We start from the raw sequence: 13,087 nt of genomic DNA, 5'->3' as shown, positions 1-13,087 counted from the left end.
CAACGTCGAGACGTGGCTCAGCTTGGTAGAGCGCTTGCTTCGGGAGCAAGAGGTCGCAGGTTCGAATCCTGTCGTCTCGACCACTCATATCACAAATCAAACCGTCCGTCCGGCTTACGCCGAACGAGACGGTTTTTCTTTTTCCGACCTATGAGCTTTTCGCTTGTCTCGCGCTCTCGACCCACTGGCGCAGCGTCTCGTTCAGCTTCTGTTCGGACGCGAGCAGCTTCGGCAATACGGCTTTGATCGCCTTCGCGTCTTCCGCTTGGACGGCCTGCGTGAACTGCTCGACCAGCGCCACATGCTCCTTCATGGCCTCGCCCTTCTCCTCCGCCATGCGCTCCATCTTCGCCTTCGCGTCTTCCCGCTTCCACTTGCCGGCTTTCTTCAGCTCTTGAAGCTCGTTCATCAGTGCGACGCGCTCCGCCATCGTCTGCTTCCACGCCGCCGCCGTCTCCGGCGCGTACTTCTCCGCGAGCAGCTGCATATACATCGCTTGGTGGGAAGGGGCGGCCATGACGTGCGCGGAAGGCCGCCGCTGATGATGCGCCTTTCCGTCTTCGCGATGCTCCGCCGCGGCGGTTCCCGCACCTAATACGGTAACTGCGATCGCGATCGTAATCGGTACGAACCAACGCATGGTTGTTTCCTCCTGTCGGTCTTGAATTTCGGACAGAAGTATCGTTCTCTTTTCCTTGGCAAATTATGTAGACGAGCCGTGTTATAATGAGGGGAGTTCATCGAGAGGGGTTTCCTTATCATGCAATGGGTCGCGATGATTACGATGTTGATCGACCATATCGGAATCGTCTGGTTCCCGGATTCGCCGATCTGGCGGATCGTAGGGCGGATCGCGTTCCCGGTTTATACATATTTGATCGCCGTCGGACTGTCTCGAACGCGAAGCGTTCCGAAATATCTTCTTCGCCTCGCGCTGCTCGCCGTTATCTCTCAGGCGCCTTTCGCTCTGTTGTTCGATACGTACACGATCAACGTCATCGGTACGTTCTTCGTCTCCGCCGCGGCCGTCTACGGGATGGAACGGTGGAAAGACAACCCGCTCGGGTACGCGTTCCCGATCGCCGCCGCCGTGCTCTTGGAAGCCGTCGCATTCGATTACGGGGCTTACGGCTTGCTGCTCTTGTTGATTTTCCGTTATACGACCCGTCACGTTACGCTGCTATCGCACTTCGGACTGAACATCATATATGTGTTATTATTTCAAGCTCCCTTGCAGGTCTTCAGCATCCTCCCGACGCTCGTCGTCGCTTATGCGCCGTCCGCCCTGGCGAAAGCCTCCTATAGGGCGCCGAGCTGGCTGTGGCGGTCGTTTTACCCGGCGCATCTGATCGTCCTCTATATTCTCGCGATTACCCTCTTCCGGCCATAACGAACATCGCGATGACGTTGAACGCCATATGCGCGGCGATGACGATGCCGATATTGCCCATTCTACGGTACGCCCGGCACCAGACGAGCCCGAGCAGGAAATACCCGAGATAAGCGGATACGTTGGCGTGAGCCAAGGCGAAGAGCACCGAGCTGACGCAGGCGGCGGGCCAGAAGCCTATTTTCCGATCGATCAGTCCGAACAGCGATTTGCGGTAAACGAGCTCCTCCAGAATTCCTGAAAACACTACGGCGCTGATCACGACCCCCGGCGTCAGCGCGAACGGAAGCGCGGGCGAAGCGACGCCGAATCCGTACTGGACCACGACGATGCCCGCCGCCTGCGCGATCATGCCTTGGGTGACGGCGTAGAAGACGGCCTCCCAGAACGCCCCCCGCTTCAACGCCCCCCAGTCGTACGTTCGCAGTTCGCTCCAGAACATCGCGATCGCGGCGGCGACGATAGCGAACGGAGGCCAGATCGTCATCGCGGCGGTCGGGTAACACCATTGCAGTACTAATACCGCGGCGGCCATCGCGATCAACCACCAACGACGATCGAGTAAGATTCGCATCTGCATTCCGCACCTTCCCTGAAAATGACAAAGTCCACCGATCCGAGAATCGAGTGGGCTTTGTCACGTACTGATGTTTACGTTTTCCATAAAAAAGGACTATTGCTTGCGTTGCAGTTCAGCAGGAATTTCCGGGCGGTACAAGAGCCAGGAGCTGGCGCTCGTCATTACCACCGTTGCGATTGCTGCCAATACCGCGTTCGCAGCCAAAGCGATGCGATGTTTCATCCGTAATCACCTCCTCTCAAACAAGGCTACACCCTTATAAGCAATCGGCGTCAAGGTGAGGGTCTGAGAGAAGAATGCCAACGCCAATATCGGGGACTGAATCCAGAAGTTTACCGAGACAAGCAGCACGCATACGATTTTGAAATGAATGGTATACTTAGGGCCGAGTAAGTTCAAATGCATGATATCCTTCGTCGGAGCGAACAGCAGGACGAACGCCAATGCCGCGCTATTCAACACGAGGCCCGCATTCCAGTACGAAACCGGGAGCAGCATTAAGACGACGAAGAGGCCGATGGAGATGAAGTTGCACAGCTTCGACGTCGGAAGGTGCATGCCGCCGCTGAAAAATCGAAGCGTAACGAACGAAGCCAAGAGCGCCAACGCTTCCGGAAGCCGGTTCGTGAAGATGGCGATGATGATAATCATGACCGCGACGAAGATGGCGTTCAATACGACGGCCAGCGAAAACATGAGAACATCCATCGACGCCGCCTGCTCGTTGTTCTGTCGGATGAATGTGGCGATTCGTAAAGAGAGTTTATCGATCAACGGTTCTTCCCCCGTAACGAACTGAATCTCTCGTCGATTTCCTTCATGTTCATTCGGTAAGTGATGTACAGGCCGATCAGCGAGATGACGATCATGGTCAACAAGGTAATGAGAAGATATTCGTTCGTCTTATTCGACATAAAGCTTACGGCGCCGAGCTGTCCTAAGCTGACGGTACAGATGAATAACGTGGCGATGAAGAGATCCTTCATCTGGATATTGCGCTTCTGAAGTCGGAACCGATTCATAATGAACATGAATCCTAGGCGCTTCTTCTCGATAAAGAGGACGATGGACAAGTTGATCAGGAAGAAGATCAGCATGAACAAGTTGCGAAGCAACGGACTGTTCACGAGCTGGTCGGTGCTCAAGATGCCGGATCCGGTGATGCCTAAAACGATGATCCCTTGCATGACGTTGTTGATTAAGTATCCGGTCCCCCAGATCAACGAGGAGTATAAGAACGGGATGCGCAGAAGGAACGTAGAAAGGATAATCGCCGTACATGCAATACTCAAAGTGTAGAAATCTTTATTCATCAGCACATAGTCATGGATGAGCATAACCGACACAAACACGAATTGGATGACTAGCAGTCTCTTCCAGTATAGCGTAATCGGGATGCGATAGATAGATAAGGATAAGAGAGTAAACCCCGTAAAATCCAAAAGGGAAAAGAACATATTTATAAAGAATTGTAGGTCTAAGCTCATGCATCTGTCACCACTTTAATAGAGTCATAGTCTCAATGTACATCAAATTCCCATTCTTGTCGAACACTAATTTCAGCCTATTTTCATGATTTGTGAAAATTCCCCAGTTAACGAAAAAAGTATAGGAATCATCAAGGTTGTAACCGCTTTATTGTATGTTTTTTACCAGTGTTCAAAGTTCGATTGTTTACAATTGACATCCCCCGAAAGTCCCTCGCCGGTAAAGCCGCGCGAACTCGTCGCTTGAAACAATAAACCCGCTCGTTTCGTCAATACTAGTAACGAAGGAGGTCGATCAAGCATGAAACGCGTATATGTCAAGAAGAGCGGCTTATTGTTGACTGCCGCATTGATCGCAGTGCTCGCCGCGTGCTCCGGCGGCGGCGCGAAGGAGGAAGCCGCCGATCCCCCGGCCGCGGGAGGCGCTGCGCAGGAAGAAGCGAAGACGCCGGCCGCTCCGGAGCAGCCGGCCGACGAGCAGACGCCTTCGGCGGAGGCGCCCGCCGCGGACGCCAAGACGCTGCCGGAGCGGACCGAGCTGAACGTCACTGTGGAAGGGATGACGGAGGCGGTACCCGCTTCGCTGACGGAGAGCGAGTTAGGGTACGTCTTCTATTTGATGGAGGGCTTCGAATTTACGCCGGAGGAGCCGGGGAAGGATATGGTATTCCATAAGGAATTCCCGGAGTTCTTCCTCCGCATCGAGCCGCTTCCCGAAGACACCGACTTGACGGCGCTGCGGTCGTCCGCGGAGGACGCTCTGAAAGCCGTAGGAGACAATATCGCGGATATGAAGGAGTCGTTCTTCGACGAGGACATTCGGTCGAAGGCGGCATTTATATTGCATGCGAGCGGCGCCTCCGGCTCGGTGAATATGATCGCGATGAAGATCGACGGAACGCTGTTCCGCTTTACGTTGAACTTCCCGAACTCGGAGGCGGCCGAAGGCGTCTCCCCTCGCTTCTATCCGATGATCAAGTCCATCGTCGTTCCGAAATGACGACATGCACGATCGAAAGCGGGCCGTCCTCTAGGGGCGGCCCGCTTTGGCGTTACGATCCTTCTCCGTGATTTTTCCGAGAATGCTGCAGGTTTTTCACTTTCTTCGAGCCGGACAGCGGTTCTACCGGGTGGGCCGGATCCTTCCGATGTCGCACCGGGTTCTCGTGATCTTGCCCGATATGAGGATCGACGGTGTATGTGCCCCTCTTGCTCATGGCCCCTCAGTCCTCCCCTGCTTGATGATTTTGTTCCGCCTCATGCCAGTGCGATCCGACGTTCAGCCGGTCTTGGTGACGGCGGTCGTTCTTGTCCTGGTTCCGCTGCTGGTTTTCGAGCGCCGGCAAATCGGGCACGTCCAGCGCCTCCACGACATTGGTGAGGTTCTTATCCCATCCGTTCTTCGCCTTCGTCATGCGTTCGTCAGCCCCTTCAGTCGTTGCGCGCATTCGTGGATATGGCGAACGTAGTCTTCGATCAACGATTGAATGATCTCGCGGGTTTCGTCGGCTTGGTCGTGGCCGCGCTCGGCATCCACGATTTCGACCTTCACTTCGCGCGAGTCCACATACGTGCACTTAAAATCGAATGAATACATACTGCGCCCCGCGGTGTCGATATGAATGCGAAGCACGTTGGCGTCGCGTTCGTCGGCGACGACCGTCGCCTTGTCGGACGGGCCGAGCAAAAGCGGCAGCGTTTCGTTCCACGCTCTGGCCAGCTCCTGCGGATTCACGGTCAGAATGTCCGTCTTGGTCATGGTGACACACCTCCGTTTGTTAAGATTCGATTTCCGGAGGGGAAATATGCGCGCGGTCCTTTGCCATAAAAATAAAAAAGAGAGCGGTCGCCCGCTCTCTGAAACGTCCTATGTAGGTTATGGCAGAGAGGGTGGGATTCGAACCCACGGTAGCCTCACGACTACGGCGGTTTTCAAGACCGCTGCCTTAAACCACTCGACCACCTCTCCGCGATAAACAGCATTGTATCACACTTCGCCTAGCCGCTACAATGCCTTACTTCTTGGCAATAACCGTCGCTCCGCCCATATACGGCACCAACGCTTCCGGAATGACGACGCTGCCGTCCTCCTGCTGATAGTTCTCCAAGATCGCGGCGATCGTCCGATCGATCGCGAGGCCCGAACCGTTCAGCGTATGCACGAATTCCGGCTTGGACTTCGCGTCCCGGCGGAACCGGATTTGCGCGCGCCGCGCCTGGAAGTCTTCGGTATTGCTGCAGGACGAGATTTCGCGGTACATGCCCGCGCTCGGCAGCCATACCTCCAGGTCGTACGTCTTGGCCGCGGTGAAGCCGATATCGCCCGTGCAGAGCGCCAGAACGCGGTAAGGCAACCCGAGAAGCTGCAGCACCTTCTCCGCGTTCGCCGTCATCGCCTCCAACTCCTCGTACGAGCTCTCCGGCGTCGTGACCTTGATGAGCTCGACCTTATGGAACTGGTGCAGCCGGATGAGACCGCGCGTATCGCGCCCCGCCGATCCCGCTTCCGAACGGAAGCAAGCGCTGTAGGCGGTATAATACTTCGGCAGATCGGCGGCGTTCAAGATTTCTTCGCGATGGAAGTTCGTAACCGGTACTTCCGCCGTCGGCACTAAGAAGTAGTCCAGTCCTTCCAGCTTGAACACGTCCTCTGCGAACTTCGGAAGCTGTCCCGTTCCGCGCAGGCTGTCGCTGTTCACGATCATCGGCGGCGTCAGCTCTTCGTAGCCGTGTTCGCCCGTGTGCAAGTCGAGCATGAAGTTGATCAACGCCCGCTCCAGTCGAGCCCCAAGACCCTTATAGAAAACGAACCGCGATCCCGTCACCTTGCTCGCGGCTTCCGTATCGACGATGCCGAGCGCGGCGGCGACATCCCAATGCGGCTTCGGCTCGAAGTCGAAGCTTCTCGGCTCGAGAAGGCGGCGAACCTCCACGTTGTCTTCTTCGGAAGACCCGACCGGTACGCTCTCGTGAGTCACGTTCGGAATCGACATGAGGATCGCATCGAGCTGCTCCTCGACGATCCTCGTCTCGTCGTCCAACGCCTTGATCCGATCGGATACGTCTCTCATCTCGAGGATCAAATCTTCGGCGTCCTCTCCCGCTTTCTTCTTCCGCGCGACTTCCTGCGATACCGTGTTCCGCCGGTTCTTCAGCGACTCGCTCTCTTGGAGCAGCTCCCGACGTCGGGCGTCGACCGCCGTGAACGCTTCGAGCTCGGGCAGGGCCTTGCCGCCGCGCGCGAGCAATGCTTGCTTCACGCGCTCATAATCGTTGCGAAGCAACTTCATATCTAACACAACTACAACCTCCTCAGACGGCTACGAGAAACTTAAGCGCTGTACTGCCGAATCATTTCCGTAAAATACGCATGCATGCTGTTGTCGTCCGTCAGTTCCGGATGGAACGACGCTCCGAGCAGATGTTCTTGCCGCACCGCGACGATGCCGTCTCGGTACGTGGCTAAGACGTCCACTTCGGACCCGGCGCTCTCGATGATCGGCGCTCGAATGAACACCGCGCGAACCGGGCGGTCCCAGTCCTTCATGGCCAGATCGATCTCGAAGCTTTCCCGCTGGCGGCCGAAGGCGTTGCGCGCCACGGTGATATCCATGAGACCGAGGTGTGCGCTCTCCTCGCCGGAGATGCGCTCCGCAAGCACGATGAGACCCGCGCACGTGCCGAAGATCGGCTTCTTCTTGGCGGAGAAGTCCCTAATCGCATCCAAGAATCCGTATGTCCGCATCAGCTTGCCGATCGTCGTGCTCTCCCCCCCGGGGATGATTAAGCCGTCCAACTCGTCCAACTGCTCCGTCCGTTTCACGACGACGCCGTTCGCTCCGCAGCTTTCAATGCTTCTAATGTGTTCCGCTACCGCGCCCTGCAGCGCCAGTACTCCGACGTTCATCGGCGCTCCCCTCGCAATCCGCTCTAATATAGAAAAAGCGGGGAGTTTTACCAACCCCGCTCCTGCATTCTTTGATTCGATTCCAGCTTCGAAATTTCGATCCCCTTCATCGGCGTGCCCAAGTTCTTGGACAGCTCGGCGATCAAGCCGTAGTCCGTGTAATGCGTCGTCGCTTCGACGATCGCCTTCGCGAACTTCTCCGGATTGTCGGACTTGAAGATGCCGGAGCCGACGAAGACGCCGTCCGCGCCGAGATGCATCATGAGCGCCGCATCCGCCGGCGTCGCCACGCCGCCCGCCGCGAAGTTGACGACCGGCAGCTTGCCGTTCTCGTTCACGTAGAGGATCAGATCGTACGGAGCGCCGAGGTTTTTCGCTTCGGCCATCAGTTCGTCCTTCGACATGCTCTGCACCTTGCGAATTTGCGCTTGGATCATCCGCATATGCCGAACCGCTTCGACGATGTTGCCCGTCCCCGGTTCGCCCTTCGTCCGCAGCATCGATGCGCCTTCGCCGATGCGGCGAAGCGCTTCGCCCAAGTCGCGGGCGCCGCACACGAACGGTACGGTGAAGTCGTTCTTATTGATATGATAGACCTCGTCGGCCGGCGTCAATACTTCGCTCTCGTCGATATAGTCGACGCCGAGCGCCTCGAGGATCTTCGCTTCGACGAAGTGGCCGATCCGCGCTTTCGCCATGACCGGAATGGAGACGACTTTGGTCACTTCCTCTACGACAGTCGGGTCCGCCATCCGAGCGACGCCGCCCGCGGCGCGAATGTCCGCCGGAACCCGCTCGAGCGCCATAACCGCCGATGCGCCGGCCGCTTCCGCGATCTTCGCTTGCTCCGCATTCATGACGTCCATGATGACGCCGCCTTTTTGCATTTCAGCCATACCCCGCTTAACGCGAGAAGTTCCCGTTTGCACCATTTCCTTGCCCTCCGCTTCATGTCCGAAACAATGATTACTGAAACTATATTTTACACATTCCGTCAAGGCTTAGCAACAATGGGTCTTATTTAAAAAGACCCACGATGCCCCCGAACAAGCCCGAAAAGAATCCTCCGATGCCCCGCATCAGCATGCGGAACCAGCCCGCCTTCTCGACGTCCTCCGTCACGATGAGCGGCACTTCCATCGTACGGTCTCCATACACGACCGTCACGGTGCCAACCTGGTCCTCCGCCTTCAGCGGCGCCTTCAATTGATCCTCCGGGTACACGTTCGCCGTCAATTGCGGCGTCGCCTGCTCCGTCTTGGCTACGATCAGCTCGATGCCTTGGCCGACTACGACCGGAACCTCTTGATTTAGGGCGTTCGGAATGTGTACGGTCTTCAGATCAGGCAGCTCCGTCTTCGCGGACAGAATCGTGCGCTTCTCGAAGCTGTTGAAGCCGTAATCGAGCAGCTTGCGCGTCTCGTTGAACCGCGCTTTCTCGGATTCGGCGCCCATGACGACGCTGATCAGCCGCATGCCGTTCCGCTCCGCGGTTCCCGTAAAGCAATAACCGGCATCGGACGTATGTCCCGTCTTCAAGCCGTCTAACCCGTCATACGCATAGGATTTAAAATTCTGATTCTCTTTATTCCCCTCGACCATCCAGTTCCAGTTGACCATCGGCTTCGCATCCGCCTCGTTAAACTTCAGCGACGGAATTTTCGTGAATTCCAACACCTCGGGATGCTCAAGAACGATCGCTTGCGCCAGCTTCGCCGCGTCCAGCGCCGTTAACAGCGTCTCGCCTTCCAACGTAGTCGGCGCATACTTTCCCATATCCCTACGCGACAAACCGGTAGAATTAATGAAATAAGTGCCGGACGATAGCCCTAACTTCTTCGCCGTTTCGTTCATCAACTTCGCGAACTGCTCTTCCGTGCCGCCGATATGATCGGCGAACGCGACCGCCGCGTCGTTCCCCGAGTAAATCGACAGCAGCTCGAACACTTTCTTAGCCGGATAGGAGACGCCTTCGGCCATCTGTTGCCCGGAGCCGATCGCATCCGCGGCGTGCTCCGTCGTGAAAATCATGTCTTCCCATGTCATGCGGCCGGCTTCGATTTCTTCCATGATCAAGTACTCTGTCATCATCTTCGTCATACTGGCCGGTTGATAGGGCTCGTTCTCGTTTTCCGCATACAAGATTTGCCCGGTTTCCGCATCCATCAACACCGCCGCGTTCACGTTCAGCCCGAGATCGACTTGTTCCGCGGCCTTCGCGTTATGCAGGAAGGGCGAGAACGTCTGAGCTAGTATCGCACATGATAGAATCACAGCCGCTCGGCCGAAACGTTTGCGCTTGGTCACCATCACTTCATTCATTCTCCTTTACCCGTCTTAATAGAATTCCATTTCCTTATTGTATCATAGGTTCCGAGACGACCAAAGCGACGGAAGCCCGGAGGGTTATAATGGAAAAAGGGCGAGGCCGAAGCCCCGCCCGATCGCCGATTACAACGAATAGTTCGGCGCTTCCTTCGTAATTTGCACGTCGTGCGGGTGGCTCTCGCGGAGTCCCGCGCCCGTGATTCTGACGAATTGCGTGTCGAGGCGAAGCTCGTCGATCGTCTTCGTGCCGCAGTAGCCCATGCCGGAACGAAGTCCGCCCACCAACTGATGGATCGTATCCTTCAGCGGACCCTTATACGGTACGCGACCTTCGATCCCTTCCGGTACGAGCTTGCTTTCGTTCTCCTGGAAGTATCGATCCTTGCTGCCTTCTTTCATCGCGCCGATCGATCCCATGCCCCGGTATACCTTGAAGCGGCGACCTTGGAAAATTTCCGATTCGCCCGGGCTCTCCTCCGTTCCCGCGAACAGCGAACCGATCATGACCGCGTTCGCGCCGGCCGCGATCGCCTTCGTTACGTCGCCGGAGTACTTGATCCCGCCGTCGGCGATGATCGGTACGTTGTACTCCCGCGCCGCGTTCGCGCAATCGTAGATCGCCGTTACCTGCGGCACGCCGATGCCGGCGATGATCCGCGTCGTGCAGATCGAACCCGGTCCGATGCCGACCTTCACGACCGATGCGCCGGCTTCGATCAACTCGCGCGTCGCTTCCGCCGTGGCCACGTTGCCTGCGACGATGAGCAGGTTCGGATACGCTTGGCGGAGCTTGCGGACCGTCTCGATGATGTTCACGTGCGCCCCGTGCGCGGAATCGACGACGAGAACGTCGACCTCCGCCTCCACCAGCGCGGCCGCGCGCTCGAACGTATCCTTGCTGATGCCGACCGCCGCGCCGACGACGAGGCGTCCTTGAGCGTCCTTGGCGGCATGAGGGAATTGAATGGCCTTCTCGATATCCTTGATCGTGATGAGGCCCTTCAGCTGATACGCGTCGTCGACGAGCGGGAGCTTCTCGATCTTATGCTTCTGAAGAATCCCTTCCGCTTCTTGCAGCGTCGTACCGACGGGCGCCGTGACCAAGTTTTCCCGGGTCATCACTTCTTTGATCTTAATGGAATAGTCGTGAACGAATCGAAGATCGCGATTCGTCAGGATTCCAACCAGCTTATTGGACTCGTCCACGATCGGCACGCCGGAAATACGGTACTTGCCCATCAACTCCTCGGCATCGTACACATGATGATCCGGCGTCAACGAGAACGGATTCGTAATGACGCCGCTCTCCGAACGCTTCACCCGATCGACCTCTTCCGCTTGTTGGGCGACGGACATATTTTTATGAATGATGCCGATTCCGCCCTCGCGCGCGATCGCGATCGCCAGCTTGGACTCCGTGACCGTATCCATCCCCGCGCTGAGCAGCGGAATGTTTAATTGCAAGTTCGGGCCCAGCTTCGTCGATACGTCCGCTTCCCGGGGCAACACGTCGGACCGGCGAGGCACGAGCAGCACGTCGTCGAACGTTAGACCTTCTTTTGCAAATTTATTTTCCCAAGTCAAGGGTGACCCTCCTCGATTTTCATTACAGCCAATAGTATCAAAGTCAAATATATGGGTCAAGGAACGCTAGAACGAGTAGTCTGAGCTAGGATTCCACAAAAGATATTGTCTAATGCCTAATTCCTTCAATGCTTGAATCTGTTCTCGCACTTCCGCTTGCCGATACGTTCGGTGCGGCTTCACCCATTTCGCCGTAAAATCCTGCAGCCACGGGCGCAGAGCCGCCGCATGTTCTTGATTGCGCGTCAACGCCTCGTTCCGCGACTTCGCGTCCGCGATCGCTTCCTTCACGATCTTGTAGGGCTTCAGGTCGGGGTGTTGCACGCCGTAGCTCCCCTTCGCGTAATGGGACGGGTACACCATCGGCGAGATGGCGTCTACCTCTTGAGCCAGCAGCTCCCACTTCTGACCGATGCCCATGCCGTCTTTCGCCGTCGTCGTTAATCCGAAGACGTCCGCCGACGTAAACCCGCCCGCCTCATGAACGCGCCGCGTAGCCGTTCGAAGAAACCGCTGAATGATCTGATCCTTCGTCTCGTTGCCGGGATTGCGGAAGACGACCTCTCGATCGACCGCTCCGACTTGCTCGGGAAACCGCACGTAATCGAATTGAACTTCGTCGAATCCGGCCGCGATCGCCTCTTCCACGATTTCGATATTGTACTCCCACACCTCTTCGTTGTACGGATCGACCCAGGAGACGCCTCGCTTATCGCGCCATACGGAGCCGTCTTTCCGCTTCATCGCCCATTCGGGTTTCTTGGCGGCTAAGTAAGGGTCTTTGAACGTGACGATGCGTGCGATTAGATAAGTATTGTTTTTCTTGAGGGGGTTTAGATAAGAGGCCAAATCGCCGATCTTCGCTTCGCTGTCCGCGTCGATCTCCTTCGCGGCGGCAATCTTCGAAGGATACGTCAATCTGCCGTAGTCGCTCTTCGCGTCGATCACCAGCGCGTTCAGTTCTGTGTCTCTCAGCAGCTTCTCGATTTTCTTCCACCGCTTCCCATGCAGCGCGTGCGGCGATACGTAGACGCCCTTGATGTCTACTCTGCGTTTCTTCTCGGGCAGCACTGCATGCGCTTTCGTTTGCGGGGCTTCGTCCGGCTTGCGCGTCTCGGTCGACGGTTGGCCGGCGAGATCCGGCTTTTCTGTTTCGGGATTCGCCTCTGGTTCCACGACGTCGAGAAGGGGCTGCTGTACCACGTTTCCCTCCGGCCGTCCGTCCGTTCCGCTCGATGCCGCGTTCAGCGGTCGATCTCGGGGTGCTTCCGTCGCTGACCCGTTCGCGCATCCAACTGCAACCAATGCGAGGAGAAGTAGACAAATCAACCACGGTCGAGATTTTATCATTCCTGACCCACCTCCTGTTGGTTATTATGGAGGCCCGCAGCGGTCGGAATACGGCGTAAAGACTGGAATGATTACATACGAAAAAAAGGCCCCCGGATCGATGACTCGATCTAGAGGCGTTCTTTGCTTCTCGGCTTGGCGACGTCCTACTCTCCCGGGACCCTGCGGTCCAAGTACCATCGGCGCTGGAAGGCTTAACGTTCGTGTTCGGGATGGGTACGCGTGGTTCCCTTCCGCCATTATCACCAAACCTATATAGTTCAAGGGTTGCTCCCTGAAAACTGGATGCGAAACTTGAATTGTACACTCCGAATTGTGTTGGATAAGTCCTCGACCGATTAGTATTCGTCAGCTCCACGCGTTGCCGCGCTTCCACCCCGAACCTATCAACCACGTCGTCTACATGGGGTCTTCAAGCAGGGAAATCTCATCTTGAGGGGGGCTTCACGCTTAGATGCTTT

General features: G+C 56.6%; 16 protein-coding genes, 2 tRNA genes and 2 rRNA genes. 3 read left to right on the top strand and 17 right to left on the bottom strand.

The genetic code is table 11. From position 1 onward, the window contains the following. The first annotated feature begins 6 nt into the window (after positions 1 to 6). Positions 7 to 83, top strand: a tRNA-Pro gene (locus FE782_RS19225). A 65-nt stretch (positions 84 to 148) separates the two neighbouring features. Here FE782_RS19225 and FE782_RS19220 read toward each other — a convergent pair. Next, a complete protein-coding gene (locus tag FE782_RS19220; RefSeq protein ID WP_138195868.1) occupies positions 149 to 640 on the bottom strand; it encodes a hypothetical protein in 492 nt (163 codons plus the stop codon). Between the two features lie 120 nt (positions 641 to 760). On the opposite strand from FE782_RS19220, the gene FE782_RS19215 reads away from it, so the two are divergent. Next, positions 761 to 1,390: a TraX family protein gene (locus tag FE782_RS19215; protein ID WP_138195867.1), complete on the top strand. Its 630-nt coding sequence runs from the start codon at positions 761 to 763 to the stop codon at positions 1,388 to 1,390. On the opposite strand, the gene FE782_RS19210 is transcribed toward FE782_RS19215, so the two are convergent. The 4 genes from FE782_RS19210 to FE782_RS19195 form a co-directional block, all read right to left on the bottom strand. Next, the gene (locus FE782_RS19210) at positions 1,371 to 1,970 is read right to left on the bottom strand and encodes a CPBP family intramembrane glutamic endopeptidase (RefSeq protein ID WP_138195866.1); all 600 of its coding nucleotides are present in this window, start codon (positions 1,968 to 1,970) and stop codon (positions 1,371 to 1,373) included. The genes FE782_RS19215 and FE782_RS19210 overlap by 20 nt on opposite strands. 93 nt (positions 1,971 to 2,063) lie before the next feature. After that, positions 2,064 to 2,192 carry a cyclic lactone autoinducer peptide gene (locus FE782_RS19205; protein ID WP_138195865.1) on the bottom strand — a complete coding sequence of 43 codons (129 nt, stop codon included), beginning with the start codon at positions 2,190 to 2,192 and terminating at the stop codon, positions 2,064 to 2,066. Between the two features lie 6 nt (positions 2,193 to 2,198). Then, a complete protein-coding gene (locus FE782_RS19200) occupies positions 2,199 to 2,744 on the bottom strand; it encodes an accessory gene regulator B family protein (protein ID WP_138195864.1) in 546 nt (181 codons plus the stop codon). Then, positions 2,741 to 3,262 carry a hypothetical protein gene (locus tag FE782_RS19195; RefSeq protein ID WP_138195863.1) on the bottom strand — a complete coding sequence of 174 codons (522 nt, stop codon included), beginning with the start codon at positions 3,260 to 3,262 and terminating at the stop codon, positions 2,741 to 2,743. Before FE782_RS19195 ends, FE782_RS19200 begins: the two co-directional genes overlap by 4 nt. Positions 3,263 to 3,758: 496 nt before the next feature. Here FE782_RS19195 and FE782_RS19190 point away from each other — a divergent pair, with 496 nt between their 5' ends. After that, positions 3,759 to 4,457 carry a DUF8580 domain-containing lipoprotein gene (locus FE782_RS19190; protein WP_138195862.1) on the top strand — a complete coding sequence of 233 codons (699 nt, stop codon included), beginning with the start codon at positions 3,759 to 3,761 and terminating at the stop codon, positions 4,455 to 4,457. A gap of 52 nt (positions 4,458 to 4,509) precedes the next feature. Here the strand turns inward: FE782_RS19190 and FE782_RS19185 are convergent, their stop codons facing one another. From FE782_RS19185 to FE782_RS19130, 12 genes are all read right to left on the bottom strand, one after another. Next, a complete protein-coding gene (locus tag FE782_RS19185; RefSeq protein WP_138195861.1) occupies positions 4,510 to 4,674 on the bottom strand; it encodes a small acid-soluble spore protein P in 165 nt (54 codons plus the stop codon). A 6-nt stretch (positions 4,675 to 4,680) separates the two neighbouring features. After that, the gene (locus FE782_RS19180; RefSeq protein ID WP_138195860.1) at positions 4,681 to 4,872 is read right to left on the bottom strand and encodes a hypothetical protein; all 192 of its coding nucleotides are present in this window, start codon (positions 4,870 to 4,872) and stop codon (positions 4,681 to 4,683) included. Continuing rightward, entirely contained in the window at positions 4,869 to 5,216 is a 348-nt protein-coding gene (locus FE782_RS19175; RefSeq protein WP_138195859.1) for a hypothetical protein, read from the bottom strand. The genes FE782_RS19180 and FE782_RS19175 overlap by 4 nt, the downstream gene beginning before the upstream one ends. 120 nt (positions 5,217 to 5,336) lie before the next feature. Then, a tRNA-Ser gene (locus FE782_RS19170) sits at positions 5,337 to 5,426 on the bottom strand. Between the two features lie 46 nt (positions 5,427 to 5,472). After that, the gene (serS, locus tag FE782_RS19165) at positions 5,473 to 6,756 is read right to left on the bottom strand and encodes a serine--tRNA ligase (protein WP_138195858.1); all 1,284 of its coding nucleotides are present in this window, start codon (positions 6,754 to 6,756) and stop codon (positions 5,473 to 5,475) included. Positions 6,757 to 6,788: 32 nt separating this feature from the next. Next, complete coding sequence (gene pdxT, locus FE782_RS19160) at positions 6,789 to 7,364, bottom strand: pyridoxal 5'-phosphate synthase glutaminase subunit PdxT (RefSeq protein ID WP_138195857.1); 576 nt, start codon at positions 7,362 to 7,364, stop codon at positions 6,789 to 6,791. Positions 7,365 to 7,411: 47 nt separating this feature from the next. Beyond that, positions 7,412 to 8,293 carry a pyridoxal 5'-phosphate synthase lyase subunit PdxS gene (gene pdxS, locus FE782_RS19155; protein ID WP_138196008.1) on the bottom strand — a complete coding sequence of 294 codons (882 nt, stop codon included), beginning with the start codon at positions 8,291 to 8,293 and terminating at the stop codon, positions 7,412 to 7,414. Between the two features lie 88 nt (positions 8,294 to 8,381). Beyond that, on the bottom strand, positions 8,382 to 9,674 hold the full coding sequence (locus FE782_RS19150) for a D-alanyl-D-alanine carboxypeptidase family protein (RefSeq protein ID WP_138196007.1): 1,293 nt from the start codon (positions 9,672 to 9,674) through the stop codon (positions 8,382 to 8,384). A gap of 141 nt (positions 9,675 to 9,815) precedes the next feature. Then, positions 9,816 to 11,276, bottom strand: coding sequence for an IMP dehydrogenase (gene guaB / locus FE782_RS19145; protein ID WP_138195856.1), 1,461 nt, complete (start codon positions 11,274 to 11,276; stop codon positions 9,816 to 9,818). Between the two features lie 66 nt (positions 11,277 to 11,342). Then, positions 11,343 to 12,479 carry a putative glycoside hydrolase gene (locus FE782_RS19140; RefSeq protein WP_158299463.1) on the bottom strand — a complete coding sequence of 379 codons (1,137 nt, stop codon included), beginning with the start codon at positions 12,477 to 12,479 and terminating at the stop codon, positions 11,343 to 11,345. Between the two features lie 280 nt (positions 12,480 to 12,759). Further along, positions 12,760 to 12,876: ribosomal RNA gene (gene rrf / locus FE782_RS19135) — 5S ribosomal RNA — on the bottom strand. A gap of 68 nt (positions 12,877 to 12,944) precedes the next feature. Continuing rightward, positions 12,945 to 13,087 (bottom strand): 23S ribosomal RNA (locus FE782_RS19130); the annotation flags it as partial.

This window comes from Paenibacillus antri (genome assembly GCF_005765165.1).
Classification (GTDB): domain Bacteria; phylum Bacillota; class Bacilli; order Paenibacillales; family YIM-B00363; genus Paenibacillus_AE; species Paenibacillus_AE antri.
The sequence above is the reverse complement of the archived record's forward strand: the minus strand, read 5'-3'. Positions and strand labels throughout refer to the sequence as shown.

What these genes read in the sequence shown, in the direction of transcription:
- FE782_RS19220 (WP_138195868.1), bottom strand. Translation starts at nt 640, where the DNA reads ATGCGTTGGTTCGTACCGATTACGATCGCGATCGCAGTTACCGTATTA.
- pdxT (WP_138195857.1), bottom strand. Translation starts at nt 7,364, where the DNA reads ATGAACGTCGGAGTACTGGCGCTGCAGGGCGCGGTAGCGGAACACATT.
- FE782_RS19150 (WP_138196007.1), bottom strand. Translation starts at nt 9,674, where the DNA reads ATGGTGACCAAGCGCAAACGTTTCGGCCGAGCGGCTGTGATTCTATCA.
- FE782_RS19180 (WP_138195860.1), bottom strand. Translation starts at nt 4,872, where the DNA reads ATGACGAAGGCGAAGAACGGATGGGATAAGAACCTCACCAATGTCGTG.
- FE782_RS19175 (WP_138195859.1), bottom strand. Translation starts at nt 5,216, where the DNA reads ATGACCAAGACGGACATTCTGACCGTGAATCCGCAGGAGCTGGCCAGA.
- FE782_RS19215 (WP_138195867.1), top strand. Translation starts at nt 761, where the DNA reads ATGCAATGGGTCGCGATGATTACGATGTTGATCGACCATATCGGAATC.
- FE782_RS19205 (WP_138195865.1), bottom strand. Translation starts at nt 2,192, where the DNA reads ATGAAACATCGCATCGCTTTGGCTGCGAACGCGGTATTGGCAGCAATC.
- FE782_RS19185 (WP_138195861.1), bottom strand. Translation starts at nt 4,674, where the DNA reads ATGAGCAAGAGGGGCACATACACCGTCGATCCTCATATCGGGCAAGAT.
- FE782_RS19210 (WP_138195866.1), bottom strand. Translation starts at nt 1,970, where the DNA reads ATGCAGATGCGAATCTTACTCGATCGTCGTTGGTGGTTGATCGCGATG.
- FE782_RS19190 (WP_138195862.1), top strand. Translation starts at nt 3,759, where the DNA reads ATGAAACGCGTATATGTCAAGAAGAGCGGCTTATTGTTGACTGCCGCA.